At 67.0% G+C, this 25929-nt stretch carries 22 protein-coding genes; 16 read left to right on the forward strand and 6 right to left on the reverse strand.

Annotated elements, in window-relative coordinates; translation table 11 throughout:
- The first annotated feature begins 139 nt into the window (after positions 1-139).
- The 7 genes from GH266_RS15515 to GH266_RS15545 all read left to right on the forward strand — a co-directional run bounded on the left by GH266_RS15515 (position 140) and on the right by GH266_RS15545 (position 8320).
- A complete protein-coding gene (locus tag GH266_RS15515) occupies positions 140-2365 on the forward strand; it encodes a primosomal protein N' (RefSeq protein ID WP_280524806.1) in 2226 nt (741 codons plus the stop codon).
- 257 nt (positions 2366-2622) lie between these two features.
- The gene (locus GH266_RS15520; RefSeq protein WP_158194636.1) at positions 2623-3183 is read left to right on the forward strand and encodes a F0F1 ATP synthase subunit delta; all 561 of its coding nucleotides are present in this window, start codon (positions 2623-2625) and stop codon (positions 3181-3183) included.
- Positions 3183-4712, forward strand: coding sequence for a F0F1 ATP synthase subunit alpha (gene atpA, locus GH266_RS15525; RefSeq protein WP_158194637.1), 1530 nt, complete (start codon positions 3183-3185; stop codon positions 4710-4712). The genes GH266_RS15520 and atpA overlap by 1 nt, the downstream gene beginning before the upstream one ends.
- A gap of 33 nt (positions 4713-4745) precedes the next feature.
- The gene (locus GH266_RS15530) at positions 4746-5624 is read left to right on the forward strand and encodes a F0F1 ATP synthase subunit gamma (protein ID WP_158194638.1); all 879 of its coding nucleotides are present in this window, start codon (positions 4746-4748) and stop codon (positions 5622-5624) included.
- A 24-nt stretch (positions 5625-5648) separates the two neighbouring features.
- Entirely contained in the window at positions 5649-7088 is a 1440-nt protein-coding gene (gene atpD, locus GH266_RS15535; protein ID WP_158194639.1) for a F0F1 ATP synthase subunit beta, read from the forward strand.
- Between the two features lie 24 nt (positions 7089-7112).
- Complete coding sequence (locus GH266_RS15540) at positions 7113-7520, forward strand: F0F1 ATP synthase subunit epsilon (RefSeq protein WP_158194640.1); 408 nt, start codon at positions 7113-7115, stop codon at positions 7518-7520.
- Positions 7521-7672: 152 nt separating this feature from the next.
- Positions 7673-8320 (forward strand): alpha-ketoglutarate-dependent dioxygenase AlkB family protein, encoded by a 648-nt coding sequence (locus tag GH266_RS15545; protein ID WP_158194641.1) that lies wholly within the window; start codon positions 7673-7675, stop codon positions 8318-8320.
- Between the two features lie 24 nt (positions 8321-8344).
- On the opposite strand, the gene ubiB is transcribed toward GH266_RS15545, so the two are convergent.
- Together ubiB and ubiE are read right to left on the reverse strand one after the other, a co-directional pair.
- On the reverse strand, positions 8345-9913 hold the full coding sequence (ubiB, locus tag GH266_RS15550) for a 2-polyprenylphenol 6-hydroxylase (protein ID WP_158194642.1): 1569 nt from the start codon (positions 9911-9913) through the stop codon (positions 8345-8347).
- Between the two features lie 7 nt (positions 9914-9920).
- Positions 9921-10718 carry a bifunctional demethylmenaquinone methyltransferase/2-methoxy-6-polyprenyl-1,4-benzoquinol methylase UbiE gene (gene ubiE / locus GH266_RS15555; RefSeq protein ID WP_199270342.1) on the reverse strand — a complete coding sequence of 266 codons (798 nt, stop codon included), beginning with the start codon at positions 10716-10718 and terminating at the stop codon, positions 9921-9923.
- Positions 10719-10936: 218 nt separating this feature from the next.
- Here ubiE and mutM point away from each other — a divergent pair, with 218 nt between their 5' ends.
- The 9 genes from mutM (at position 10937) to rpsL (ending at position 22298) form a co-directional block, all read left to right on the forward strand.
- Complete coding sequence (gene mutM, locus GH266_RS15560; protein WP_158194643.1) at positions 10937-11842, forward strand: bifunctional DNA-formamidopyrimidine glycosylase/DNA-(apurinic or apyrimidinic site) lyase; 906 nt, start codon at positions 10937-10939, stop codon at positions 11840-11842.
- A 138-nt stretch (positions 11843-11980) separates the two neighbouring features.
- Positions 11981-12754 carry an enoyl-CoA hydratase gene (locus GH266_RS15565; RefSeq protein ID WP_158194644.1) on the forward strand — a complete coding sequence of 258 codons (774 nt, stop codon included), beginning with the start codon at positions 11981-11983 and terminating at the stop codon, positions 12752-12754.
- A 195-nt stretch (positions 12755-12949) separates the two neighbouring features.
- Positions 12950-13216, forward strand: a complete 267-nt coding sequence (gene rpsT / locus GH266_RS15570) for a 30S ribosomal protein S20 (protein WP_158194645.1) — start codon at positions 12950-12952, stop codon at positions 13214-13216.
- Between the two features lie 1164 nt (positions 13217-14380).
- On the forward strand, positions 14381-15859 hold the full coding sequence (gene dnaA / locus GH266_RS15575) for a chromosomal replication initiator protein DnaA (RefSeq protein WP_158194646.1): 1479 nt from the start codon (positions 14381-14383) through the stop codon (positions 15857-15859).
- Between the two features lie 178 nt (positions 15860-16037).
- Complete coding sequence (gene dnaN, locus GH266_RS15580; protein WP_158194647.1) at positions 16038-17156, forward strand: DNA polymerase III subunit beta; 1119 nt, start codon at positions 16038-16040, stop codon at positions 17154-17156.
- 102 nt (positions 17157-17258) lie between these two features.
- Entirely contained in the window at positions 17259-18398 is a 1140-nt protein-coding gene (gene recF / locus GH266_RS15585) for a DNA replication/repair protein RecF (protein WP_158194648.1), read from the forward strand.
- 62 nt (positions 18399-18460) lie between these two features.
- Positions 18461-19078, forward strand: coding sequence for a LysE family translocator (locus GH266_RS15590; protein WP_158194649.1), 618 nt, complete (start codon positions 18461-18463; stop codon positions 19076-19078).
- 214 nt (positions 19079-19292) lie between these two features.
- The gene (gyrB, locus tag GH266_RS15595) at positions 19293-21746 is read left to right on the forward strand and encodes a DNA topoisomerase (ATP-hydrolyzing) subunit B (RefSeq protein WP_158194650.1); all 2454 of its coding nucleotides are present in this window, start codon (positions 19293-19295) and stop codon (positions 21744-21746) included.
- A 180-nt stretch (positions 21747-21926) separates the two neighbouring features.
- A complete protein-coding gene (rpsL, locus tag GH266_RS15600) occupies positions 21927-22298 on the forward strand; it encodes a 30S ribosomal protein S12 (RefSeq protein ID WP_067223430.1) in 372 nt (123 codons plus the stop codon).
- A gap of 108 nt (positions 22299-22406) precedes the next feature.
- Here the strand turns inward: rpsL and GH266_RS15605 are convergent, their stop codons facing one another.
- From GH266_RS15605 to GH266_RS15620, 4 genes are all read right to left on the reverse strand, one after another.
- Positions 22407-23948, reverse strand: coding sequence for a cryptochrome/photolyase family protein (locus tag GH266_RS15605; protein WP_158194651.1), 1542 nt, complete (start codon positions 23946-23948; stop codon positions 22407-22409).
- 299 nt (positions 23949-24247) lie between these two features.
- Complete coding sequence (locus tag GH266_RS15610; RefSeq protein ID WP_158194652.1) at positions 24248-24460, reverse strand: hypothetical protein; 213 nt, start codon at positions 24458-24460, stop codon at positions 24248-24250.
- A 248-nt stretch (positions 24461-24708) separates the two neighbouring features.
- Positions 24709-25257 carry an OmpA family protein gene (locus GH266_RS15615; protein WP_244953701.1) on the reverse strand — a complete coding sequence of 183 codons (549 nt, stop codon included), beginning with the start codon at positions 25255-25257 and terminating at the stop codon, positions 24709-24711.
- Positions 25254-25916: a L,D-transpeptidase gene (locus GH266_RS15620; RefSeq protein ID WP_209001464.1), complete on the reverse strand. Its 663-nt coding sequence runs from the start codon at positions 25914-25916 to the stop codon at positions 25254-25256. Before GH266_RS15620 ends, GH266_RS15615 begins: the two co-directional genes overlap by 4 nt.
- Between the last annotated feature and the right edge of the window lie 13 nt (positions 25917-25929).

Genomic DNA, 25929 nt, shown 5'->3' on the forward strand with positions numbered 1-25929 from the left:
CGGGGCATCTGCCTCGCCCGGGCCTGACTGCATACCTTAGGATGGCGCGTGGCGACAGCCCCGATTCGCCCGCAGCCGGCCGGCATGCGGGCGCCGATCTTGGGCAACTGGCAGCAACCGAGCAGGAACGAGGACGCGGGTGAGCGATCTGTTTGGCAATACCGGCGAGGTGCGACCGGCGACGGTCGCCAGGGTTCTGCTGCCGGTCGCCATCGGCATGGCCTACAGCTACCGCGTGCCGGCAGGGATGAGCGTAGAGCCCGGATCCATCGTCCGCGTGCCGCTCGGCCCGCGCGAGGTGGTGGGCGCCGTGTGGTCGCTGGAATCGGAAGGCGGTTCCGCCGCCGGCAATGTGGCTCCGTCCCGCCTCAAGAACATCCTGCATGTCTACGAGGATGCCCCGCCGCTCGACGACGAGCTGCGCGCCCTGGTCGACTGGGTGGCGAACTGGACGCTCGCCGCACCCGGCATGGTGCTGCGCATGGTCCTGCGCTCGGAAGAGGCTCTGGAGGGCGAGCCGCCGCTCGCCGGTGTCCGCCTGTCGTCCTCCGGCACGCGGCCCGAGCGCATGACCCCGGCGCGCCAGCGGGTGCTGGAGGTCCTTCAGGACGGCACCGGCTTCACCCGCAGCGGTCTTGCCCATGCGGCCGGCGTCAGCTCCTCCGTGGTCGACGGGCTGCTCGCCCATGGTGCGCTGGAAAGCGTCGAGCTGCCGGCCGTTCCGCCGCTGCCGCGGCCCGATCCGGACTGGTCGCCGCCCCGGCTGACGCCCGCGCAGGCACGTGCCTCGAAAGAACTGGTCGCTGCCGTGGGGCAGGGGTTCCGCACCTTCCTCATCGACGGCGTGACCGGATCGGGCAAGACGGAAGTCTATTTCGAGGCGGTGGCCGAGGCGCTGCGGCAGGGGCGGCAGGCGCTGGTCCTGATCCCAGAAATCGCCCTCACCAGCGCCTTCCTGCAGCGGTTCGAGCGCCGGTTCGCGGTGCTTCCGGCCGAGTGGCACTCGGAGATCGCGACCCGCCAGCGTGCGCGGGTCTGGCGCGGGGTCGCCAGCGGCGATGTGCGTGTGGTGGTGGGCGCCCGTTCGGCGCTGTTCCTGCCGTTCCGCGAGCTCGGTCTTGTAGTGGTCGACGAGGAGCATGACGGGGCCTACAAGCAGGACGACCGGGTGCCCTACAACGCCCGCGACATGGCGGTCGTGCGCGGTCACATCTCGCGTTTTCCCGTGGTCCTCGCCTCCGCCACTCCGTCGGTGGAAAGCCGGGTCAATGCCGACCAGGGCCGCTATGTCCGGCTGGAACTGCCCGAGCGTGCCACCGGCGCACCGATGCCGGAAATCTCGATCATCGACATGCGCCAGGACGGTCCGGAGCGCGGGCAGTGGCTGGCGCCCACGCTTCGCCATGCGATCGGCGAGACACTCGCAGGCGGCGGACAGGCGCTGCTCTTCCTCAACCGGCGCGGCTATGCGCCGCTGACCCTGTGCCGCTCCTGCGGCCATCGCTTCCAGTGCCCCAACTGCTCCACGTGGCTGGTCGAGCACCGTTTCCGCGGCCGGCTGTCCTGCCACCATTGCGGCCACGAGGAGCCGAGCCCCGACCATTGCCCGGCCTGCGGCGACACTCAGTCGCTGGTCGCCTGCGGCCCCGGCGTCGAGCGGATCGCGGAAGAGGCGGCCGACCTGTTTCCTCAGTCGCGGGTGCTGGTCCTTTCGTCGGACCTGCAAGGTGGACCGGATCGCCTGCGCCGGGAAATGCGCATCATCGAGGAGGGCGGTGCCGATATCGTCGTCGGCACGCAGCTCGTCGCCAAGGGGCACAACTTTCCGCTGATGCGCCTCGTCGGGGTGGTCGATGCCGATCTCGGCCTTGCCAATGGCGACCCGCGGGCGGCGGAGCGGACCTTCCAGCTGCTGGCGCAGGTGACGGGCCGCGCCGGGCGCATCGGCGGCGGCGGGCGCGGCCTGCTGCAGACCTACGCGCCGGAACACCCGGTCATCCGGGCTCTGGCATCGGGAGACAGCACCGCCTTCTACGAGGCGGAAATCGCCGCGCGCAAGGCCGCCGGCCTGCCGCCGTTCGGCCGCCTCGCCGCGCTCATCGTCTCGGCGCCCGACAGGGCGAGGGCCCAAGACTACGCCCGGCAGGTGGCGCGGCTGTCGCCGGCGAGCCCCGGCCTCACGGTTCTCGGCCCGGCAGAGGCGGCGCTGGCGCTGGTGCGCGGCCGCTACCGGTTCCGCCTGCTGGCGATGGCGCCGCGCAGTGTCGACCTGCAGGCCCTCATGCGGTCGTGGATCGCCCGTCTGCCGAAGCCCTCGGGGGGCGTCCGCCTGCAGGTGGACATCGATCCCCAGAGCTTCTTCTGAGCAGGGTAAAGAGCCCGGCCGGGGGACGATTGCGGGCCGATCAGGCCCGCTTCGACCTTTTTCGGGCCGAATTGCGGCATTTGGACCCCGTGGCGATGTTGCCCCGCCTTGAAGCCTGTGCTAATCGAAGCGCGGCTTTCCGGGGCAGATGCGACCAAGCGCACTCCGGCGCCAAAGAAAGTTCAGATTTTCCAAAGCCTTGCGATCAGCCCAGCTGGGAGCATCGGCTCAAACCTGCCTAAGAGAGCACGGACCCTGTGACCGACAACGTATCTCTCATTTCAGGTGTGGCGCACCGTTACGCGACGGCACTGCTCGACTTGTCAGAGGAGCAGGGCTCCGTGGCGGACGTCGAGAAGGCGCTGGAAGCGTTCGACAAGCTGCTCCAGGACAGCGCAGACCTGCGCCGCCTCGTGGAAAGCCCGGTGTTTTCCGCCGATGAACAGCTCAAGGCCCTGACGGCGGTTCTGGACAAGGCCGGCGTTACGGGGCTGGCCGCCAACTTCCTGAAGCTCGCCGCAAAGAATCGGCGTCTCTTCGCCGTTCCGGGCATGATCGCCGCGTTCCGCGTGGGTCTTGCCCGTCGCCGCGGCGAAGTGCCGGCCGATGTCGTCTCCGCGGCGCCGCTGTCGGATGCGCAGCTCTCCGCCCTCGCCGACGCGCTCAATGCGACGACCGGCAAGAAGGTGGTGATTTCTTCGAAGGTCGATCCTTCTCTGATCGGTGGCCTGGTGGTCAAGGTCGGCAGCCGGATGATCGACACTTCGCTCAAGACAAAACTCAACTCCCTCAAGTTCGCGATGAAAGAGGTCGGCTGATGGATATTCGGGCAGCGGAAATCTCCGCCATCCTCAAGGACCAGATCAAGAATTTCGGCCAGGAAGCCGAAGTTACCGAAGTCGGTCAGGTTCTTTCGGTAGGTGACGGTATCGCGCGCGTCTATGGCCTCGACAAGGTCCAGGCGGGCGAGATGGTCGAGTTCCCCGGCGGTATCCGGGGCATGGCGCTGAACCTCGAGACCGACAATGTCGGCGTCGTGCTCTTCGGCTCCGACCGTGACATCAAGGAAGGCGACACGGTCAAGCGGACCGGCGCCATCGTCGAGATCCCGGTCGGCAAGGGCCTGCTCGGCCGCGTCGTCGACCCGCTCGGCAACCCGCTCGACGGCAAGGGCCCGATCGAGGGTTCCGAGATGCGCCGCGTCGACGTCAAGGCGCCGGGCATCCTGCCGCGCAAGGGCGTTCACGAGCCGATGTCGACGGGCCTCAAGGCCATCGACGCCCTGATCCCGGTCGGCCGCGGCCAGCGCGAGCTGGTCATCGGCGACCGTCAGACCGGCAAGACGGCGATCATTCTGGACACGTTCCTGAACCAGAAGCCGATGCATGCGACGGACAATGAGGGCGAGAAGCTCTATTGCATCTATGTCGCCGTCGGCCAGAAGCGTTCGACCGTTGCCCAGTTCGTCAAGCAGCTCGAGGAATCGGGCGCTCTCGAGTACTCGGTGATCGTCGCCGCGACGGCGTCCGACCCGGCGCCGCTGCAGTTCCTGGCGCCGTTCTCCGGCACCGCCATCGGCGAGTTCTTCCGCGATAACGGCATGCACGCCGTGATCGGCTACGACGATCTGACCAAGCAGGCCGTGGCCTATCGCCAGATGTCCCTGCTGCTCCGTCGTCCGCCGGGACGTGAAGCTTTCCCGGGCGATGTGTTCTATCTCCACTCTCGCCTGCTCGAGCGTTCGGCCAAGCTCAACGAGGCCAACGGCTCCGGTTCGCTGACCGCCCTTCCGGTCATCGAGACCCAGGGCAACGACGTGTCGGCCTTCATTCCGACCAACGTGATCTCGATCACCGACGGCCAGATCTTCCTCGAGACGGATCTGTTCTTCCAGGGCATCCGCCCGGCGGTGAACGTCGGTCTGTCGGTGTCGCGCGTGGGCTCCTCGGCCCAGATCAAGGCGATGAAGCAGGTTGCCGGCAAGATCAAGGGCGAGCTCGCCCAGTACCGCGAGATGGCTGCTTTCGCCCAGTTCGGTTCGGATCTCGACGCCACGACCCAGCGCCTGCTGAACCGTGGTGCGCGCCTGACCGAGCTTCTGAAGCAGGGCCAGTTCCAGCCGCTGAAGACCCAGGAGCAGGTCGCCGTCATCTATGCCGGCGTCAATGGCTACCTGGACAAGCTGCCGGTCAACAAGGTCCGGGACTTTGAAGAGGGCCTGCTTCTGAACCTGCGCGGCGAACATGCGGATCTCCTGGACGGCATCTGGGAGAAGAAGGCGCTCGACGCTGACCTTGAGGCTCGCCTCAAGGCGGCCATCGAGGCCTTCGCCAAGAACTTCGCCTGACGCGACTGACGGCATCCAGGACAAGGGGCGGCCATGCCGAGCCTGAAGGACTTACGAAACCGGATCGCCTCCGTTAAGGCGACGCAGAAGATCACCAAGGCCATGCAGATGGTGGCCGCGGCGAAGCTGCGCCGCGCCCAGGAGGCGGCCGAGGCCGCGCGGCCCTATGCGGAACGCATGGAGGCCGTCCTCGCCAACCTCGCCAGCGCCTTCGAGGGCCGGGACGATGCTCCGCGCCTCCTCGCCGGCACCGGCAAGGATGACGTGCATCTCCTGCTGGTCGCGACCGCGGAGCGCGGCCTGTGCGGCGGCTTCAACTCCTCGATCGCCAAGCTGGCGCGCGAGCGGGCGAAGTCGCTGATCGCGCAGGGCAAGACGGTGAAGATCGTCTGCGTCGGCAAGAAGGGCTTCGATGCCCTGAAGCGTGATCTCGGCTCGCATATCGTCAAGACGATCGAGCTGCGGCACGTCAAGCGCGTCGCGTTCGAGAATGCCGAGGAGATCGGCACTCTGATCCGCGGGATGTTCGACGCGGGCGAGTTCGACGTCTGCACCCTGTTCTATGCGCGGTTCCAGTCGGTGATCAGCCAGGTCCCGACCGCCCAGCAGCTCATTCCGGCGACCTTCGGCGAGGCGGCGAAGTCCGCCCAGACCGACGCGGTCTACGAATACGAGCCGGACGAGGGCGAGATCCTGGCGGATCTGCTGCCGCGCAACATTTCGGTGCAGATCTTCCGCGGGCTTCTGGAAAATGCGGCGTCCGAGCAGGGTGCGCGCATGTCCGCGATGGACAACGCCACGCGCAACGCCGGTGACATGATCAACAAGCTGACGCTCAACTACAACCGTCAGCGGCAGGCTCAGATCACCAAGGAGCTGATCGAAATCATTTCGGGCGCCGAGGCGCTCTGACCGGATCGAGACGAGGATAGCAAAATGGCTGACAAAGCAGTCGGGCGGATCACTCAGGTCATCGGCGCCGTCGTCGACGTTCAGTTCGACGATCACCTGCCGGCGATTCTGAACGCCCTTGAAACCGACAACAACGGCAACCGTCTGGTTCTCGAGGTTGCCCAGCACCTCGGCGAGAACACCGTTCGCACCATCGCCATGGATGCGACCGAGGGTCTCGTTCGCGGCCAGAAGGTCGTCGACATGGACGAGCCGATCTCGGTTCCCGTCGGTGCCGGCACGCTCGGCCGCATCATGAACGTCATCGGCGAGCCGGTCGACGAGGCTGGCCCGATCGTTCATGAGACGAAGCGCGGCATCCACCAGGAAGCCCCGAGCTTCACCGAGCAGTCCACCGAGGCCGAGATCCTCGTGACGGGCATCAAGGTCGTGGACCTGCTGGCTCCCTACGCGAAGGGCGGCAAGATCGGCCTGTTCGGCGGCGCCGGCGTCGGCAAGACCGTGCTGATCATGGAGCTGATCAACAACATCGCCAAGGCGCACGGCGGCTACTCCGTCTTCGCCGGCGTTGGTGAGCGTACCCGTGAGGGCAACGATCTCTACTGGGAGATGATCGAGTCCAACGTGAACCGCGATCCCAAGGAGCACGGCGGTTCGACCGAGGGTTCCAAGTGCGCGCTGGTCTACGGCCAGATGAACGAGCCCCCCGGAGCCCGTGCCCGCGTGGCGCTGACCGGCCTCACCGTCGCCGAGCATTTCCGTGACGAAGGCCAGGACGTGCTGTTCTTCGTCGACAATATCTTCCGCTTCACGCAGGCGGGTTCGGAAGTGTCGGCGCTGCTCGGCCGTATTCCTTCGGCCGTGGGCTACCAGCCGACGCTCGGCACCGACATGGGTGCGATGCAGGAACGCATCACCACCACGACCAAGGGGTCGATCACCTCGGTGCAGGCCGTGTACGTGCCGGCCGACGACCTTACCGATCCGGCGCCGGCCTCAACCTTCGCCCACCTCGACGCGACGACGGTGCTCAACCGCTCGATCGCCGAGAAGGGCATCTACCCGGCCGTGGATCCGCTCGACTCGACCTCGCGTATCCTTGATCCGCGCATCATCGGCGACGAGCATTACGAGACGGCTCGTGCCGTGCAGGCGACCCTGCAGCGCTACAAGGCGCTCCAGGACATCATCGCCATTCTCGGCATGGACGAGCTCTCGGAAGAGGACAAGCTCACCGTGGCGCGCGCCCGCAAGATCGAGCGCTTCCTGTCGCAGCCGTTCTTCGTCGCCGAGATCTTCACCGGCTCGCCGGGCAAGCTCGTCGCGCTCGAGGACACCATCAAGGGCTTCCAGGGCCTGGTGAACGGCGACTACGACCACCTGCCCGAGGCCGCGTTCTACATGGTCGGCTCGATCGACGAGGCGGTCGAGAAGGCGCAGCGCCTGGCCGCCGAAGCGGCCTAAGCACGGGAAGGATCGAGGAACGACATGGCGGGAGCATTCCAGTTCGAGCTCGTTTCCCCGGAGCGGCTTCTTCTCTCGGAAGAAGTCACGATGGTGGTGGTGCCGGGCTCCGAGGGCGAGTTCGGCGTCATGGCCGGACATGCCCCGATGATGTCGACCCTGCGTCCGGGCCTTCTGCGCGTGTCGCGTGAGGCCGGTGCGGATCAGGTCTACTTCGTCCGTGGCGGCTTTGCCGAGGCGGGGCCGAAGGGCCTGACGGTGCTGGCCGAGCACGCGACGTCGCTGAACGATCTCAAGGCGGAAGACATCGCCGGCCAGATCAAGGATGCGGAAGAAGACCTTTCGGACGCGTCCGACGACGAGGGGCGCGCACGGGCAGCGGCAACGCTGTCCCACCTGCGCGAGGTCCAGGCCGCCCTCAAGGCGGCGTGACGCCCGCGTCCGAGCCCGGCTCCGGCCGGCATCATCGCGAAGATTGAAAAAGGGCGCTTTCGGGCGCCCTTTTTGCGTTTGCGGTTCACATGACGGTCGAGGTCGTCGCTTCCGGGTGGACAGCACCGGCCGTCAGCGGCGAGACTTCGGGCATGCAGGACGATCAGTCACAGGACACCGAGAGCAGGCCGGCGGCGGCACCGGCGGGGTTCCGCCTGCTGCCGGGACGGCTCGGCCGCGAGGCGCAGCAGGCGCTGCTCGACGAGATTCGCGCCGTCGTGGCGGCCGCACCCCTCTTCACGCCGGTCATGCCGCGCACGGGCACGCCCTTCTCGGTGCGTATGACCAATTGCGGCCCCCTCGGCTGGGTCTCGGACAGGGCCGGCTATCGCTATCAGCCCCTGCATCCGGTGACGGGAGAGCCTTGGCCGGCGATGCCGCAGCAGCTTTTGGATCTCTGGCGCGAGCTCGCTCCGGATGCGCCGCCGCCGGAGGCATGTCTCGTCAACTTCTACGGACCGAAGGCGCGCATGGGCCTGCATCAGGACAAGGACGAGGCGACGTTCGAGGCGCCAGTGGTGTCCGTCTCGCTGGGGGCGACGGCGCTTTTCCGCCTCGGCGGCAGGAGCCGGAAGGAGCCGACCCGCTCCTTTCGCCTTGCCTCGGGCGATGTGCTGGTGCTGGGCGGCGAGGCGCGCCTTGCCCATCACGGGGTCGACCGGCTGCTGCCCGGCACGTCGACCCTCGTGCGCGACGACGGGCGCATCAACCTGACCCTGAGGCGGGTGACGCCAGGCTGAGCTTGCGCCCGGAGAGCCTGAGGTTCAGGTGAAGACGGCGATGGCGAGCAGCGCGGCGATGACCCACAGCGCGATACGGCCCGAGCGGGTGTGCCGGGCCTCCGCGCGGCCGATGGCCTCCGCGGTTTCCGCGTCGAATCGCAGGCCCTTTTCCGCCATCGTCTCCAGTTCGCCGGACAGCCGGCCGGCGCGTTCGGCGAGAATCGGCAGGTCGGCGGCAAGCTTGCCGAGGGCGGCAAGGCCGCCGGCGGCATCCTGCAGGCGCCCGGCGGGGCCGAGATTGCGCTCGATCCAGGTGCGCACCACCGGTTCGGCGGTCCGCCACATGTCGAGATGCGGATCCAGCGTCCGGGCGACACCCTCGACCACGACCATGGTCTTCTGCAGCATGATCAGCTGGGTCTGGGTGCGCATGTTGAACAGCTCGGTCACCTCCAGCAGCTGCGTCAGCAGCCGCGCCATGGAGATCTCCGAAGCATCATGCCCGTGGATCGGCTCGCCGATGGCGCGGATCGCCTGGGCGAAAACATCGACATCCTGGTCCGCAGGAACGTAGCCGGCCTCGAAATGCACCTCCGCCACCCGGCGATAGTCGCGGGTGATGAAGCCGAACAGGATTTCGGCGAGGAACCGCCGCTCTGCCTTGCCGAGCCGGCCGGTGATGCCGAAGTCGACGGCGACCAGGTTGCCGTCCTCGTCGAGGAACAGGTTGCCCTGGTGCATGTCGGCATGGAAGAAGCCGTCCCGCACCGCGTGGCGCAGGAACGACTGGATCACCAGCGCGCCGATGGCCGGCAGGTCGTGGCCGTCCGCCTCGATGCCGGCGACATCGGACAGCTTGCGCCCGGAGATCCACTCCATCGTCAGCACGGCCTTGGCCGTGCGCGTCCAGTTGACCTCCGGCACCCGGAAGCCCGGATCGTCGCGGGTGTTCTCCGCCATCTCGGAGAGGGCCGCCGCCTCCAGGCGGAAATCCATCTCCAGCTCGACCGAGCGGGCCAGCGTGTCGACCACCGCGACGGGGCGCAGCCGCCGCGAGGGCGGATGGAACCGCTCCATCAGCCGGGCCATCAGATAGTAGCTCTTGAGGTCGCGGCGGAACCGCTCGGCAACGCCGGGCCGCAGCACCTTCACCGCCATCTTGCGGCGCGTGCCGTCGGCCTCCTCGATCTCCGCGGGATGCACCTGCGCGATCGATGCGGCCGCCACCGGCTCGCCGAAACTTGCGAACAGCTGCTCGACCGGCCGGCCGAAATGGCTTTCGATCACCCGCTTGGCCTCCTCCATGCCGAAGGAGGGGATCTGGTCCTGCAGCGCGGTGAGGTCGGTGGCGATCTCGCGGCCGACGACATCGGGCCGGGTCGCCAGGAACTGGCCGAGTTTCACATAGGAGGGGCCGAGCCGGGTCAGCGCGTCGGACAGGCGTTTGTCGGCCGCCTTGCCGCGCACCGAGCGCCGCTCCAGCAGGCGGATCGCACGCAGGGCGAGCCGCTGGGCCGGCGGCAGGTCGGGCAGGTCGACGACGCCGAAGACGCCCTCGCGCGCCATGACGAAGCCGGCGCGCGCCAGCCGGAAGAGGGATGCTATCGGCATGGATGCCTCAGATCGCCCAGCCGGAATGCAGGCAGGCGATGCCGCCCGAATAGTTCCGATAGCTGACGCGGGAGAACCCGGCCTCGCGGATCATGTCGGCGAAGCGCTCCTGGTTCGGGAACTTGCGGATCGATTCCACCAGGTAGCGGTAAGGCTCGCCGTCGCCGGTCACCATCCGCCCCATGACCGGGATCGCATTGAAGGAGAAGAGATCGTAGACCTTGTCGAGGCCGGCGACATCCACCTGGCTGAATTCGAGGCACATGAAGCGCCCGCCGCGCTTGAGCACGCGCCGCGCCTCGCTCAAGGCCTTGTCGATGCGCGGCACGTTGCGGATGCCGAAAGCGATCGTATAGGCGTCGAACGAGCGATCGGGGAAGGGCAGGTCCTCCGCATTGCCTTCGACGAAGCTCAGCCGGTCGCCGAGCCCCGCCTTGGCGGCGCGCGCCTTGCCGACCTCCAGCATCGAGCCGTTGATATCGCAGACCACGGCACTGGTCGCCTTGCCGCCGCGCTCGACGATGCGCGTCGCGACGTCGCCCGTGCCGCCGGCCACGTCGAGCACGCGAAAGGCGCGCCGGTCGGCTCGAGGCGGCGCCAGCGACGACACCATCGCGTCCTTCCACAGCCGGTGCAGGCCGCCCGACATCAGGTCGTTCATGAGGTCGTAGCGATCCGCGACCTGATGGAACACCTCGTTGACGAGGGGCTGCTTCTCGCCGCTGGCGACCTTGCGAAAGCCGAAGCTCGTCGCCATTTCCGGGCCGCTCGTCCGTCCCCGGTCGCTGTCCATGCTGGCCGCCATGAGGCTCTCCATGCGCCTGTGTTTGTGCTGATCGAGGCTTGGCTTACAGCATTTTGGCCAAGAGGTCACGGCTGCTTGCTGCCGCCATCCGCCGCATGTGCAGGCCGCTTGCGTGTCCCAGAGGCCCGGTCACTGGAGCATTGACGGGGGCGCCGTCTTCTTTATGCAGGAAAGCGCGACCGTGTCCGTTGCGCACCCTGCCCCTTGCGGAGAGATCCATGCCGGAATTGCCCGAAGTCGAGACGGTCCGCCGCGGCCTTTCCCCTGTCTTCGACGGTGCGATGATCCGCAAGGTCACGCTCAACCGGGGCGACCTGCGCTTCCCCCTGCCGGCCGACTTTCGCGACCGGCTCGGCGGGCAGCGGATGATCGCGCTCGGCCGGCGGGCCAAGTATCTGCTGGGCGATCTGGAGGACGGCACCGTCCTCGTCATGCATCTGGGCATGTCCGGCTCCTTCCGCATCGAGGAGGTGGGGGAGGCGCGCCAGCAGCCCGTTGCGGCCGAGGCGTTCCATTATCCGCGCTCGGTCGACCGGGCGCATGATCATGTCATCTTCCATCTTGAGCATGAGGGCGCGGAGCGCCTGCGCATCGTCTACAACGATCCGCGGCGGTTCGGCTTCATGAGCCTCGTCGCCCGTGCCGAGATCGAGCACCATCCCTGGTTCGCGGCGCTCGGCCCCGAGCCGACCGGAAACGCGCTGGATGCCGACCATCTGGCAAGGGTTGCGGCAGGCCGGGCAACGCCGCTCAAGGCGCTGCTGCTCGACCAGCGCGCCATTGCCGGGCTCGGCAACATTTATGTCTGCGAGGCGCTGCACCGGGCAAAGCTCAGCCCGCTGCGCAGCGCCGGCACGCTCGCCACGGCGACCGGTGCGCCGACGGCCGGGGCAAAGCGCCTGGTCGCCGCCATTCGCGAGGTCATCGCCGAGGCCATCGTCGCCGGCGGCTCCACCTTGCGCGACCATCGCCAGGCCGACGGCGAGCTCGGTTATTTTCAGCATTCCTTCGCCGTTTACGGGCGGGAGGGCGAGCCGTGCCCGCGCGCCGGGTGCGGCGGCACGGTCGAGCGTATCGTGCAGTCGGGCCGTTCGACTTTCCATTGCCCCCGCTGTCAGCGGTAGAAAGGGGCGGCGGCCGGGCCTGGTCGGGGCTCGTCTCGCCAGAAACTGCAAGGTTGCGGCGGCGGGGGGCTTCGGATACCCCTTGAGCCGCGAAGGCGGCGCTGGCTGACGACGCGCCGTCCCATTCCGGGAGGTCCCATGGGATACGAGAATATTCGGGTCGAGAAGCGCGGGCGGGTCGCCCTCGTCACCTTGAACCGTCCGAAGGCGCTGAACGCCCTCAATTCCGAACTGATCGCCGAGCTCAACGCCGCGCTGGCGCTGTTCGAGAGCGACGACAAAATCGGCTGTGTCGTCCTCACCGGATCGGAAAAGGCCTTTGCGGCCGGCGCCGACATCAAGGAGATGTCTTCGCTCTCCTTCGTCGAGGCCTACAAGACCGACTTCATCACCTCCTGGGACCAGGTTTCGCGCTTCCGCAAGCCGATCCTTGCAGCGGTGGCCGGCTATGCGCTCGGCGGCGGCTGCGAGCTGGCGATGATGTGCGACTTCATCCTGGCGGCCGACAATGCCAAGTTCGGCCAGCCCGAGATCACGCTCGGCGTGATGCCCGGTGCCGGCGGCACCCAGCGCCTGACCCGGTTCGTCGGCAAGTCGAAGGCCATGGAAATGTGCCTGACCGGCCGGATGATGGACGCGGCCGAGGCAGAGCGTTCCGGCCTTGTCAGCCGGGTCGTGCCGCTCGATGAGCTGCTCGAGGAGGCGCTGCGCGTGGCCGAGAAGATCGCCGACTTCTCCCTGCCCATCGCCATGATGACCAAGGAAAGCGTCAACCGCGCCTACGAGACGACCCTTGCCGAGGGCGTGCGGTTCGAACGCCGGGTGTTCCACTCGATGTTCGCCACCGACGACCAGACGGAAGGCATGAATGCCTTCGTCGAAAAGCGCGCGCCGCAGTTCAAGAACACGTAAAGAGCCCCCTGCCGGTCGCCAGCGCGGGAGTTTTGCGAGTTTTCGCGACTTTCGCGTTGACGACGGGCAGGTGGCCGCCTATAACGCGGTCGACCGGTGGCGGCCCGTTCCGCCGCCGCTTTCGTTTGACACAGGTGGCTTTGACGCCTTGGTCTGAACGAGTCGGATTGTTCACGTAACGCATCAGGACAGAACATGGCCAACACCCCTTCGGCCAAGAAGGCGGCGCGCAAGATCGAGCGTCGCACGGCCATCAACAAGGCCCGCCGCAGCCGGGTGCGCACTCAGCTGCGCAAGGTTGAGGAGGCGATCGCCTCCGGCGACAAGGCGGCAGCGACGGACGCCCTCAAGGTAGCCCAGCCCGAACTCATGCGGGCGGTCACCAAGGGTGTCTACCACCGCAACACGGCGTCGCGGAAGATCTCCCGCCTGAGCTCCCGCATCAAGGTGCTGGGCGCCTGAGCGTTGCGATCATCGCTAAAGACTTCGAACCCGGCCTTTTGGTCGGGTTTTTCTTTTGCCGGCATCGCGGTGCGGAGCCGCTAACCGCCTAATCATGATAGCCGATTCGGACGCTCCCGAAGGCTTCCGGCGTGGCATGAAAACCATTTGTTAATCAACATGTTAAGATCATGTTGAGGAATGTCCCGGTCGGCTCCCGCCGTTTCCGGCCTGTCAAGATTGGGGTTGAGAATTTTTTTTTAGTGCACAGCAAAATGGGTTCCGGCGGGGCTTTTGCGTCGAAAACGCATTGAGTCAAAACGCATTCCAAATGACATCTGCCGCCTCTCCCTTCGGGCATCGCTGACCCCCTGCGCACTGCGCTATCGAAATGGCTGGCGAGTCTGTTGCGGCCCCTGTGGGGGCTGTGTATGGTCTTGGTTATCGGGCGCTCGCCCGGGCAAAATCGCAAAACTAAGAAGACAGAGGCCTCCAGGAGAGCAATGTTATATTTGTGTGAAAAATATACATTGAACGGTAGTCGCGCGTTCTCCTGGCGGCATTCCAGTAGTGTACCGGACCTGCGGCTGGCGTATCTGAAGTCGTAGGTCGGAAGGACTATCTCCCCCTGCAAGAGCTGGATGTTTTTGACTTGCCGTGTCCTTCGGCAGGCCGGGATTTCTGTGTCTTGCGCGGTGCCGTTTGCGGAAACGGCAAGAGGGCGGCGCCTGCCGTGAGCGACCAGTGTGGTCTGCCTGCGACGGTTGCGCCCAGGGAAGTCGAAGACTGGAAAGAGGGGCTTGACGATGACTGCACAATCTACTTTCTGTGCCGCTCCGGCGTGGCTGCCATCGAACGGCGTCACGCCCTGATCCATCCCTGCGAGCCGTCGAGCGCGCAAGCGCCGCACGGCCACATCGCATCTAGCGACCCGCCCGCAACCGGGGCCGATCCATCGCCCACGCGACCTGCAGGAGGTTGAGGCAACGGGAAGCCCCAAGGGGCAGAAGAGATTTCAAGCCGGGCGGGCAGCGCTCATCCGGTGAGGATACCTGTCGCTCTTGCGACACCTGGCGGGCCGATGACGGCCCACGACAAGACCGCGCCGAAACGGCGAAAAACACAACAAGTGCAACGGGTTCTGCGGCGGCGGAGCATCTCGTTGACCATTTGGAGGCGATCACGATGAACTTGCAGGAACTGCCGGCATCCGAGACCGCAGGAATTGACCATTGGACGCGCGTCAAGAAGCGCCTGCGGGCCGAGCTTGGCGAGGACGTCTTCACCAGCTGGTTTGCGCGTGTCGATCTGGAGGATCACTCCGACGGCACCGTGCGGCTCTCCGTGCCCACCCGGTTCCTCAAGCAGTGGATCCAGTCCCACTACCGAGAGCGCCTGATGGGCCTTTGGAAGCACGAGTGCGACGACGTCCATCGCATCGAGCTGACCGTGCGCGGCGCGGTGCGTGCCCGCCCCGTCGTCGGCGGCGTCGCGCGTCCCGTACCGGCGGCCCCGCGGACTGCCCAGCAGATCAAGCTCGTCGAAAACTCCGCTTCAGCCAGGGCCGAGACCGTCTCGTCCGGCGTGGCGCGGCCTGCGGCTGCGACCCCGCGCGAGGGCTCCGATGGCCTGGAAGGGGCTTCGCTCGATCCGAAATACACGTTCGAGTCCTTCGTTGAGGGCGAGTCCAACGCGCTGGCGCTGGCCGCCGCGCGTCAGGTCGCGACCGCTGCGGCGGTGACCTTCAACCCGCTCTACATCCATGCCTCGGTCGGCCTCGGCAAGACCCACCTGATGCAGGCTGTCGCCTCGGCGGCGCAGGCCTCTGGCCGCCGCGTGCTCTATCTCACGGCCGAGCATTTCATGTACCGCTTCGTCGCGGCGCTGAAGGCCCAGTCCGCCCTTGCCTTCAAGGACACGCTGCGCGCCATCGACCTGCTGCTGATCGACGACATGCAGTTCCTGCACGGCAAGCAGGTTCAGCAGGAGTTCTGCCACACGCTCAACGCCCTGATCGACGGTGCCCGCCAGGTGGTGGTCGCTGCCGACCGTCCGCCCGCGGACCTTGAGACGCTCGACGACCGCATGCGCTCGCGTCTGGCCGGCGGCCTCGTCGTCTCGATCTCCGAGCCCGATTTCGGCCTGCGCCGCGCCATTTTGACCAACCGCATCGATTGCGTGCGCCGTTCGCATGCCACCTTCGCCGTGCCGGAGGCCGTGCTCGACTACGTCGCCCGCCATGTCGGCAATTCGGGCCGCGACCTCGAGGGCGCGCTGAACCGCCTGATCGCCCACAACCAGCTCACCAACCAGCCGGTGACGCAGGAAATGGCCGAGGCGACCTTGCGCGACCTGGTGCGCAATACAGAGCCGCGCCGGGTCAAGATCGAGGACATCCAGCGCATCGTCTCCAAGCACTACAACGTGTCCAAGGCCGACCTCCTGTCGGCCCGCCGCACCCGCACCATCGTGCGTCCGCGGCAGATCGCCATGTATCTTGCCAAGGCCCTGACCCCGCGCTCGCTGCCCGAGATCGGCCGCCGCTTCGGCAACCGCGACCACACAACCGTGCTCCACGCAGTTCGCAAGATCGAGGACCTCGCGCGATCCGACACCGCGCTCGCGCAGGAGCTCGACCTCCTGAAGCGGATGCTGGACGCCTGATCCTTCATCCGGCAGGCATCGCGGGTGGCATCCCCTTGTCGGGGAGGGCCGCCCGCTTGCGGTTTTCGCAAGGCATTTGCCAAGGATCGCCGGCACTTGCTTTTCGCAGCGCAAAAGGGCAGTGTCTTCGCCCATTTGACCGTCGCGGTTCCCACGATTTTCGACAATGGACGATACAATGAAAGTGACCCTCGAGCGGACCGATCTTCTGAAGTCCCTGACCCATGTTCATCGTGTCGTCGAGCGCCGAAACACCATCCCGATCCTGTCGAACGTGTTGCTGCGCGCCGACGGCGGCCAACTGCTGCTGAAGGCGACCGACCTCGATCTGGAAATCTCGGAGAAGGTCGCGGCGCTGGTCGAACAGCCCGGCGCGACCACCGTTCCGGCGCACATGATCTACGACATCGTCCGCAAGCTGCCCGAGGGCGCGCAGGTGGCGCTGGAGACCTCGTCGGACAATGCGACGCTGGAGATCCGGGCCGGCCGCTCGCGCTTTGCGCTGCAGATGCTGCCCGAGACCGACTTCCCGGACATCACGGCCGGTGAGTTCACACACCGCTTCACGCTACCCTCACGCGATCTGCGCTCGCTGATCGATGCCACCCAGTTCGCAATCTCCACCGAGGAGACCCGCTACTACCTGAACGGCATCTACATGCATTCGGTGGCGACCGACGGCGGCGACCGGCTGCGCGCGGTGGCGACCGACGGTCACCGGCTGGCGCGCGCCGAAATCCCGGCGCCGAACGGCTCCGTCGGGATGCCGGGCATCATCGTGCCGCGCAAGACGGTCGGCGAGATCCAGAAGCTGCTGGAAGCGCCGGACGCGGAGGCGGCCATCGAGATCTCCGAGACGAAGATCCGCATCACCACCGGCGATGTGATCCTGACCTCGAAGCTGATCGACGGCACCTTCCCGGACTACGGCCGGGTGATCCCGCAGAACAACGACAAGGAAATGCTGGTCGAGCGCGACGAGTTCAAGGCCGCCGTCGACCGCGTGTCCACCATCTCCTCCGAGCGCGGTCGCGCCGTGAAGCTGGCGATCTCCGAAGGCCGTATGATCCTGACGGTGGTCAATCCGGACAGCGGTTCGGCGACCGAGGAACTGGCCATCGACTACGACAGCGATCCGCTGGAGATCGGCTTCAACTCCCGCTATCTGCTGGAGATCACCAGCCAGCTGCGTGGCGATACCGCCTGCTTCCGCCTGGCCGATGCCGGCGCGCCGACGCTGATCCAGGACAAGGGCGTGGAAGACGCGCTCTATGTCCTGATGCCGATGCGCGTCTAGCAGCCAGGCTTTGCCCGCGATCGGCAGCCGCGCTGCGGGCGCGGTGCGCCTTGACGGGGCCGGCAGGCGAAGCGCAGGCAAGCGACCCGTAATGGAGGCCGGATGGGCGAGCCGGTCCAGGTTGCCATCGGCAGTCTGACACTCACCGATTTCAGGAACTACGAGCAGGCGAGCGTCGCATTCGGCGCCCGCCTTGTGGCGTTGGTCGGCGACAACGGCTCCGGCAAGACCAACCTGCTGGAGGCGGTCTCGCTGCTGACCGCCGGGCGCGGTCTGCGCCGGGCCCAACTCGACGACATCCGCCGGCAGGGGGCGCCCGCCGGCTGGAGCGTTGCCGCCCGTGTCGAGGGCGTGGCCGGGGAGACCCGCATCGGCGTCGGCCATGCGCCCGGCGAGACCGGCCGGCGTGTGCGCATCGACGGCGCGGATGCCCGCTCTTCCGAACAGTTGCTCGACTATCTGCGCGTGCTCTGGCTGCTGCCGGCGATGGACGGGCTGTTCACCGGCGCGGCCGGCGACCGCCGCCGCTTCCTCGACCGCCTGGTGCTGGCGATCGACCCAGGCCATGGCCGCCGCGTCGCCGATCTGGAAAAGACCCTGCGCGCCCGCAATCGCCTGCTGGAGGAGGGCGGCTCTGCCGCCTTTCTCGATGCGGTGGAGGCGCAGCTCGCCCCGCTTGCGGTTGCCGTCGGCTTTGCCCGGCGCGAGACCGTCGCCCTGTTGCAGGCCCGCATCCGCCAGCAGGGCGACCTCGGTCTGCCCTTCCCGCTGGCCGGGGTGGAGCTTGCCGGCGAGTTCGAGCGCGACTGCGAAGGCATTGCGGCCTACGACATCGAGGACCGCTACCGCGATCAGCTCGCCGCGACCCGCATGCGCGACCGCGCCGCCGGGCGGACCCTTTACGGGCCGCATCGCAGCGATCTGGCGGTGCGCCATCTGGCCAAGGACATGCCGGCGGCCCTTGCCTCCACCGGCGAGCAGAAGGCGCTGCTGATCGGTCTTGTGCTGGCCCATGCGGAAGTGACCTCGCAGACCGCCGGCATGACCCCGGTGCTGCTGCTGGACGAGGTCGCCGCCCATCTCGACCCGGGCCGGCGCAGGGCGTTGTTCTCGCGCCTGGCGGAACTGGGGCTGCAGGTGCTGATGACCGGCACCGACAGCCAGCTTTTCGTCGATCTTCCCGAAGGCAGCCAGATACTGAAGGTCGCACAATCGACCATTTCGCCTTATATGAAGGACTGACCGGCCGCGTGCGGGCGCCCTTGGCCGGCGCCCCTTCGGCCCCTTGCAGGATCACGCTTTCCATGGATGTTTCCGCGCTGCTCGTCTTCGCTGCGGCCCTGTTCGTCGCGGCCGTCATTCCCGGACCCGGCATCGCCGCCATCGTCGCGCGCGTGCTGGCGCGCGGGCGCGAGGGGGCCTTCGCCTTCTGCTTCGGCATCGCGCTCGGCGACGTGATCTGGCTGGGCTTTGCGGTCGCCGGCCTTGCCGTGCTGGCCAAGACCTTCGGCACGGTGTTCCTGGTGCTGAAATATGCCGGCGCGCTCTATCTCGCCTATCTGGCCTACAAGATGTGGACCGCACCGGCCGATGGCGGCCTGGCAGCGCTCGGCCCCGTGCGCAAGGAGAGCCCTTTCGCCCTGGCCTTGGGCGGGCTGGCCGTCACCATGGGCAACCCCAAGGTGATGGTCTTCTATCTGGCGCTCCTGCCCAACATCATCGCGCTGGAGACGGTGACCGTGCTCGGATATGCCGAGCTGTCGCTGATCACCTTCGCGGTGCTGGCCGTGGTGCTGGGCGGCTATTGCCTGCTTGCCGAGCGGGCACGGAAGATGCTGGCCAGCCCCAGGGCGGTGCGACTTCTCAACAGGGTCGCTGGCTCCGTCATGGCGGGGGCTGCGGTCGCCGTTGCCACGCGGTGACGGGAAGGTCTCGAAGTATGCGGGTAACGCATTGACTTGAAACGGGAAAACAGGCGCGCATCCGGTTCCTTGGGATCAAGGGCCGCACGTCCCGTGTCGGGATGGCGCGCAAGGGGCCGAAACCGGCCGGAAAGCTTGGCGACAGCCGGTTGAACCCCTGTTGCAAGCCCGTATAACTGAACGACACACAAGATCCAGCGAGCGTTTGATTCGAATGAGCGACACTCCGACGGGCAGCGAAAGCGAACCGCAAGCCACCAACGGCGCAGACGACTACGGCGCCGACTCGATCAAGGTCCTCAAGGGCCTCGATGCGGTGCGCAAGCGCCCGGGCATGTATATCGGCGACACCGACGACGGTTCCGGCCTCCACCACATGGTGTACGAGGTGGTCGACAACGCCATCGACGAGGCCCTGGCCGGCCACGCGGACCGCGTCACCGTGACGCTGAACGCCGAAGGCTCGGTCACCGTGACCGACAACGGCCGCGGCATTCCCACCGACGTGCACTCCGAGGAAGGCGTGTCCGCCGCCGAGGTCATCATGACCCAGCTGCATGCCGGCGGTAAGTTCGACCAGAACTCCTACAAGGTGTCGGGCGGCCTGCACGGCGTCGGCGTCTCGGTGGTGAACGCCCTGTCGACCTGGCTCGACCTGCGCATCTGGCGCAGCGGCAAAGAGCACCGCATGCGCTTCCGCAACGGCGAGGCCGAGGCCCCGTTGGCCGTCGTCGGCCCGGCGGAAGGGCGCAAGGGCACCGAGGTGACCTTCATGCCCTCGCCCGAGACCTTCACCCGCATCGAATTCGACTTCGGCACGCTGGAGCACCGGCTGCGCGAGCTGGCCTTCCTGAACTCCGGCGTGCGCATTCTCCTGACCGACCGCCGCGGCGTCGAGGAGAAGGCGGTCGAGCTGTTCTACGAAGGCGGCCTGGAGGCCTTCGTGCGCTATCTCGACCGGGCCAAGCACCCGCTCATCGAGGCGCCGATCGTCATGCGGACCGAGAAGGACGGCATCACGGTCGAGGCGGCCATGTGGTGGAACGACAGCTACCACGAGCAGGTTCTGTGCTTCACCAACAACATCCCGCAGCGCGACGGCGGCACGCATCTGGCCGGCTTCCGCGGCGCGCTGACCCGGCAGATGACCGGCTATGCGGAGCAGTCGGGCATCCTCAAGAAGGAGAAGGTCTCGCTCACCGGCGACGACTGCCGCGAGGGACTGACCTGCGTGCTCTCGGTCAAGGTGCCGGACCCGAAATTCTCGTCCCAGACCAAGGACAAGCTGGTTTCGTCCGAGGTTCGCCCGGTGGTCGAGAACGCCATCAGCGCCGCGCTCGCCGAGTGGCTGGAAGAAAACCCGGCCCCCGCGCGCGTGCTCGTCTCCAAGATCGTCGAGGCGGCCTCGGCGCGCGAGGCGGCGCGCAAGGCGCGCGAGCTGACCCGGCGCAAGGGCGCGCTGGACGTCGCCTCGCTGCCCGGCAAGCTGGCCGACTGCCAGGAACGCGACCCGGCCAAGTCCGAGCTCTTCCTGGTGGAGGGCGATTCGGCCGGCGGCTCCGCGAAGCAGGGCCGCAGCCGCGAGAATCAGGCGATCCTGCCGCTGCGCGGCAAGATCCTCAATGTCGAGCGGGCGCGCTTCGACAAGATGCTGTCGTCGAACGAGATCGGCACGCTGATCACAGCGCTCGGCACCGGCATCGGCAAGGAAGAGTTCAACCTCGCCAAGCTGCGCTACCACAAGATCATCATCATGACGGACGCCGACGTCGACGGCGCCCACATCCGCACGCTGCTGCTGACTTTCTTCTTCCGGCAGATGCCGGACCTGATCGAGCAGGGCCACATCTATATCGCCCAGCCGCCGCTCTACAAGGTCAAGCGCGGCAACTCCGAGCAGTACCTTAAGGACCAGGAAGCGCTGGAGAACTACCTGATCGATACGGGCCTGGAAGACTGCACGCTGACCCTGGCCGGCGGCGAGGTGCGCAGCGGACACGACCTGCGCGACGTGGTCGAGAAGGCGCGGGCGGTTGCCGGCATTCTCGACGGCCTGCATTCGCGCTACGACCGCGACGTGGTCGAGCAGGCGGCGATTGCCGGCGCGCTGAACCCCGACGTGCATGACGATCCCGTGCGTGCGGCGGAGGCGGCAGCCTATATCGCCCGCCGGCTGGACATTCTGGCCGACGAGTTCGAGCGCGGCTGGGAAGGCAAGGTGCTCGACAATGGCGACCTCGTCTTCGAGCGGACCGTGCGCGGCGTGAAGGAGGTGGCGACCATCGATGCGGCGCTGCTCGGCTCGGCCGATGCCCGCAAGCTGGACGCCCGCACCCAGAACCTGCAGGAGGTCTACGTCAAGGCCGCGACGCTGGCCCGCAAGGGCAGCGACACGGCCATTCGCGGGCCGCGGGCGCTGCTCGACGCGGTGTTCGTGCAAGGGCGCAAGGGCATCGCGATGCAGCGCTACAAGGGTCTCGGCGAGATGAACGCCGAGCAGCTCTGGGAAACCACGCTCGATCCGAACGTGCGCTCCCTGCTGCAGGTGAAGGTGCGCGAGGCGGATGCCGCCGACGACATCTTCACCAAGCTGATGGGCGACGACGTCGACCCGCGGCGCGCCTTCATCCAGGAGAACGCCCTCGCGGTCGCCAATCTGGACGTCTGACGCTCTCCGGCCCGCCGGCCGGATTGCCGGATGCGCGAAAGCCGGATGCCGGAATCGCGCAGCAGGCAATCCGACGCGGCGGAAAACGCCGGGAAGCGGGATTCTTCCTTTGACAAAGCGGGCCGCCCCCCCTATACGAGGCGGCCAAGACATTCCTCAAAAACAAGCTGCAAACAACCTATGCCGACAATCAACCAGTTGGTTCGCCTGAACCGTAAGCCGACCGTCAAGAAGTCCAAGACCCCCGCGCTGGGCGGTAACCCGCAGAAGCGCGCGGTTTGCACCCGCGTCTACACCACGACGCCGCGCAAGCCGAACTCGGCTCTTCGTAAGGTCGCGCGTGTTCGCATGACCAATGGCAATGAAGTCACCGCCTACATTCCGGGCGAGGGCCACAACCTGCAGGAGCACTCCGTGGTGCTCGTGCGTGGCGGCGGCCCGAACGATCTTCCGGGCGTGCGCTACCGCGTGATCCGCGGCGTGCTCGACACCCAGGGCGTCAAGGACCGTAAGAAGCGCCGTTCGCTCTACGGCTCCAAGCGTCCGAAGTAAGCTTCCAGCCGGGTCCCGCCCGGCAGGGAATTGTCTTGTCGAGGCCTTCCGGACACCCGTCCGGGAGGCCTTGATGTTTTTGGGCGAGGCTCTTGCGACGCAGGGCGCCTAGAGCGTGCCGGCTTCGAGCCGTTTCAGGCTGCGCGCGGCGGCTTTGAGGTAGTCCTTGCGGGTCTCCGCCGACATGCGGTCCCAGGTCCGGTAGGGCTGGGCAAGACGCGGATTGGCGCCGAGCCTTTCCCGGTTGCGGATCAGGAAGTCCCAGTACAACGCATTGAACGGGCAGGCGTTTTCGCCGGTGCGGTCCTTCACGTCGTAGCCGCAGTTGCGGCAGTGGTCCGACATCTTGTTGATGTAGTTGCCGCTCGCCGCATAGGGTTTGGAGGCGAGCAGCCCGCCATCGGCGAACTGGCTCATGCCGACCGTGTTCGGCAACTCCACCCATTCGAAGGCGTCCGCATAGACCGCGAGATACCACTCGTGCACCTGGTGCGGGTCGATGCCGGCGATCAGCGCGAAATTGCCGGTCACTATCAGCCGCTGGATGTGATGCGCGTAGGCCTCGTCGCGGGTCTGGCCGACGACCTCGCACAGGCAGGCCATTTTCGTCTCCGCGCTCCAGTAGAATTCCGGCAGCGGCCGGTTCGCGCCGAAATGATTGGCGCCGGCATAGCCCGGCATCTTCAGCCAGTAGATGCCGCGCACATATTCCCGCCAGCCGATGATCTGGCGGATGAACCCCTCGGCCGAGTTGAGCGGCACGGCACCGTCGAGAAACGCTTGCTCCGCCTTGCGGCAGACCTGCAAGGGATCGAGCAGGCCGGCATTGATGTAGGGCGACAGGACCGAGTGGTAGAGGTACTTTTCCCCGGTCAGCATGGCGTCCTGATAGTCGCCGAAGCAGGGCAGGGCCTCCTTGATGAAGCGCTCCAGCGCCGCCTCGGCGTCCTCGGTGGTGACGGCGAAGCGGAACGGGGTGAGCCTGCCGAACCCGCCCGGAAACCGCGCCTCGACCAGGTCCAGCACCGCCCGCGTCGTCGTGTCCGGCTCGAAGTCCAGCGGGCGCGGCATGAAGAGGTCGGTGTCCGCCGGCTTGCGGTTCTCCGCATCGAAGTTCCAGCGACCTCCGACGGGCTCGTCGCCCTCCATCAGCAGTCCGGTCTTGCGCCGCATCTCGCGGTAGAAATACTCCATCCGCAGCTGCTTGCGGCCGTCCGCCCAGGCAGCGAACTCCTTGGCGCTGCACAGGAAACGGCTGTCGGGCAGGATGTCGACCGGCAGGTTGTGCGCGCTCTCTAGCCCGCGCAGGATCTCCAGCACCCGCCACTCGCCGGGCTCGGTCGCCCGGATCCGCAAGGGATCGTGCCGCGCCACCGCCCGGCCGATCTCGCCCGCAAAGCTGCCGGTATTGTCCGGATCATTGAGCTCGACATAATCGACCTGCCAGCCGGCCCGGCGCAGGGCGGCGGCGTGATGGCGCATGGCGGCCAGGATGAAGGCGATCTTCTTGCGATGGTGCGGGACGTAGGTCGTCTCCTGCGCGACCTCCATCATCAGCAGTCGTGCGGCGCTCTTGTCGACGTCCTGCAGCGCCGAGAGGCCGAAGGAGAGCTGGTCGCCGAGGATCGGAATGAGGATGGGTCTGGTCATGCCTTGCGGGGATGCGCTGGATCGGAAGGATGGTCCTTCCGGTTACGCAGCCCGGCTTTGTGCGGATCTCGGCCCGGCGCGCGCAAGGGCGGGACGGGGACAGGCCGCGCTGCGGGCAGGGCCCGACGGCGGCCAAAACGAACAACGCCCGGTCGGTTTCCCGCCGGGCGTCTCGATGAGACAGGCATGCTCGAAATTCGAGACGGATTTTGCAAAATCCCGTCTCAATTTTAGTGTTTTTTGCGACAGCGCTCGCAATCTCGCTCCGCGCGGAGCGGGGACAAGTGCCGGCGTCGGTATCAGGCGGCGATGCGGCGCTGCGCCTTGAAGGCGACCGGGGTGTTCTCGCGGTTGCGGCGACGCTCCTCGGGGGAGATATACACCAGTGCGTGATGCTCGCTGCAGTAGGAAATCCCCGCCTCGACGCGGTTGCGGCACGGGAAGGTGTAGTTGCCGCCGGTGCCTTCGGCCCACTTGCACTGGCCGGCACGCGGCAAACGGAGTTCGGTCATCGTCCTGTCCTTCAGTCTGGTGACGCCTTTCACTCCGAAGCGCGATCCGCGGGGCTTGCCGCGGCACCGGTGTCAGGAGCGCCTGCCAGCGGCTGCGCGTCAAAAAAGCCGGGCCAAGGCCCGGCATCGATCCGATGACTGTAATATAGGTGTCACATTGCAAAAGGCCAAACGCATCTCCGACATGGGAGCCATGCCTATATTGCAGTGCAGCGATGTGGTTAACGCCGAGCGGTTGCAGTCTTACTTCAACGCTCGCGTTCTTCGCGGAGGTTGGTGACCACCCGGCGGTTCTGCGCCTTGCATTCTTCTTCGGCGCAATCGCGCACCTTGCGCTCCGTTCCGTAGCCCTTGGCCCACAGGCGGTTCGGCGCGACGCCCTTGCCGACCAGATAGGCCATCACCGCGTTCGCCCGGCGCGTCGAAAGCGCCGTGTTGTCGCCGGTGCTGCCCGGATCGTCCGAAAAGCCCTGGATCTTGGCGTACCAGGTCCGGTGGGACATCAGCCACTCGGCCTGCTTGTCGAGCGTCATGCGGGCGGTCTCGTCGATCTCCGCCGAGCCGGGCGTGAAATAGGTCCGCCGGCCGACATTGAGCATGAAGGCCTCCTCGCTGCCCGGCTCCATGTTGGCGAAGCCGAGCACCGGCGCGTTGGTGACGTCCGGCGAGGCGACATTCTCGACCGTGTTGCAGCCGGCGAGAAGCGCGCAGGCGGCAAGCCCGGCCAGCAGCAGGGGCGAAAACGAGAGGCGCGGCCGCAAGGCGCGGCCGGTTGCGGGCGTCGAAAAGGCGGTCACGTGCGCTCCTGATCCTGCGGTGTGCCGGCGCCCAGATGCTCCAGAACCGACACGCGGGTTCCGACCGGGCAGCGCTGGTAGAGGTCGATGATGTCTTCGGGGAACATGCGGATGCAGCCCGACGAGACGTCGCTGCCGATGCTCCACGGCTCCAGCGTGCCATGCAGCCGGTAGCCGGTGTCGGCGCCGCTGTCGTGGTGCAGGTAGAGCGCGCGGGGGCCCAGCGGGTTGTTCGGCGCGCCGCCCTCGACCAGTTTCGGCAGGTCGGGCTGGCGCTTGCGCATGTCGGGGGGCGGCACCCAGCGCGGCCACAGCGCCTTGCGGCGGACCTGCGCGCGGCCGAACCACTGGAAGCCTTCGCGCCCGACGCCGACGCCGTAACGCAGCGCGGTGTTGTTCTCCCAGATCCAGTAGAGGAAGTGGTTGCGCGTGTCGACGACCACCGTGCCCGGCGATTCTTGCGAGAAATACTTGACCATCTGCCGGCGCCAATGCGGCTTGATCACCGAGAAATTGGTGCGGCGGTACTCGAAGCCATTGTCCGCAGCGGCCCCGTCGAACCATTTCGAGGACGCGAATGCCGGTATGGGCAGCGAGATGTTCGCCGCCATCGCGCCGGCGCCGACCAGCAGCGCGCGCCGTGTCATGGATGCCGTCATTCCGTCTCCTCCT

It is taken from the genome of Stappia indica, from assembly GCF_009789575.1.
Lineage (GTDB): Bacteria > Pseudomonadota > Alphaproteobacteria > Rhizobiales > Stappiaceae > Stappia > Stappia indica_A.

What these genes read in the sequence shown, in the direction of transcription:
- atpA (WP_158194637.1), top strand. Translation starts at nt 3,183, where the DNA reads ATGGATATTCGGGCAGCGGAAATCTCCGCCATCCTCAAGGACCAGATC.
- GH266_RS15530 (WP_158194638.1), top strand. Translation starts at nt 4,746, where the DNA reads ATGCCGAGCCTGAAGGACTTACGAAACCGGATCGCCTCCGTTAAGGCG.
- atpD (WP_158194639.1), top strand. Translation starts at nt 5,649, where the DNA reads ATGGCTGACAAAGCAGTCGGGCGGATCACTCAGGTCATCGGCGCCGTC.
- GH266_RS15540 (WP_158194640.1), top strand. Translation starts at nt 7,113, where the DNA reads ATGGCGGGAGCATTCCAGTTCGAGCTCGTTTCCCCGGAGCGGCTTCTT.
- GH266_RS15545 (WP_158194641.1), top strand. Translation starts at nt 7,673, where the DNA reads ATGCAGGACGATCAGTCACAGGACACCGAGAGCAGGCCGGCGGCGGCA.
- ubiB (WP_158194642.1), bottom strand. Translation starts at nt 9,913, where the DNA reads ATGCCGATAGCATCCCTCTTCCGGCTGGCGCGCGCCGGCTTCGTCATG.
- ubiE (WP_199270342.1), bottom strand. Translation starts at nt 10,718, where the DNA reads ATGGCGGCCAGCATGGACAGCGACCGGGGACGGACGAGCGGCCCGGAA.
- mutM (WP_158194643.1), top strand. Translation starts at nt 10,937, where the DNA reads ATGCCGGAATTGCCCGAAGTCGAGACGGTCCGCCGCGGCCTTTCCCCT.
- GH266_RS15565 (WP_158194644.1), top strand. Translation starts at nt 11,981, where the DNA reads ATGGGATACGAGAATATTCGGGTCGAGAAGCGCGGGCGGGTCGCCCTC.
- rpsT (WP_158194645.1), top strand. Translation starts at nt 12,950, where the DNA reads ATGGCCAACACCCCTTCGGCCAAGAAGGCGGCGCGCAAGATCGAGCGT.
- dnaA (WP_158194646.1), top strand. Translation starts at nt 14,381, where the DNA reads ATGAACTTGCAGGAACTGCCGGCATCCGAGACCGCAGGAATTGACCAT.
- dnaN (WP_158194647.1), top strand. Translation starts at nt 16,038, where the DNA reads ATGAAAGTGACCCTCGAGCGGACCGATCTTCTGAAGTCCCTGACCCAT.
- recF (WP_158194648.1), top strand. Translation starts at nt 17,259, where the DNA reads ATGGGCGAGCCGGTCCAGGTTGCCATCGGCAGTCTGACACTCACCGAT.
- GH266_RS15590 (WP_158194649.1), top strand. Translation starts at nt 18,461, where the DNA reads ATGGATGTTTCCGCGCTGCTCGTCTTCGCTGCGGCCCTGTTCGTCGCG.
- gyrB (WP_158194650.1), top strand. Translation starts at nt 19,293, where the DNA reads ATGAGCGACACTCCGACGGGCAGCGAAAGCGAACCGCAAGCCACCAAC.
- rpsL (WP_067223430.1), top strand. Translation starts at nt 21,927, where the DNA reads ATGCCGACAATCAACCAGTTGGTTCGCCTGAACCGTAAGCCGACCGTC.
- GH266_RS15605 (WP_158194651.1), bottom strand. Translation starts at nt 23,948, where the DNA reads ATGACCAGACCCATCCTCATTCCGATCCTCGGCGACCAGCTCTCCTTC.
- GH266_RS15610 (WP_158194652.1), bottom strand. Translation starts at nt 24,460, where the DNA reads ATGACCGAACTCCGTTTGCCGCGTGCCGGCCAGTGCAAGTGGGCCGAA.
- GH266_RS15620 (WP_209001464.1), bottom strand. Translation starts at nt 25,916, where the DNA reads ATGACGGCATCCATGACACGGCGCGCGCTGCTGGTCGGCGCCGGCGCG.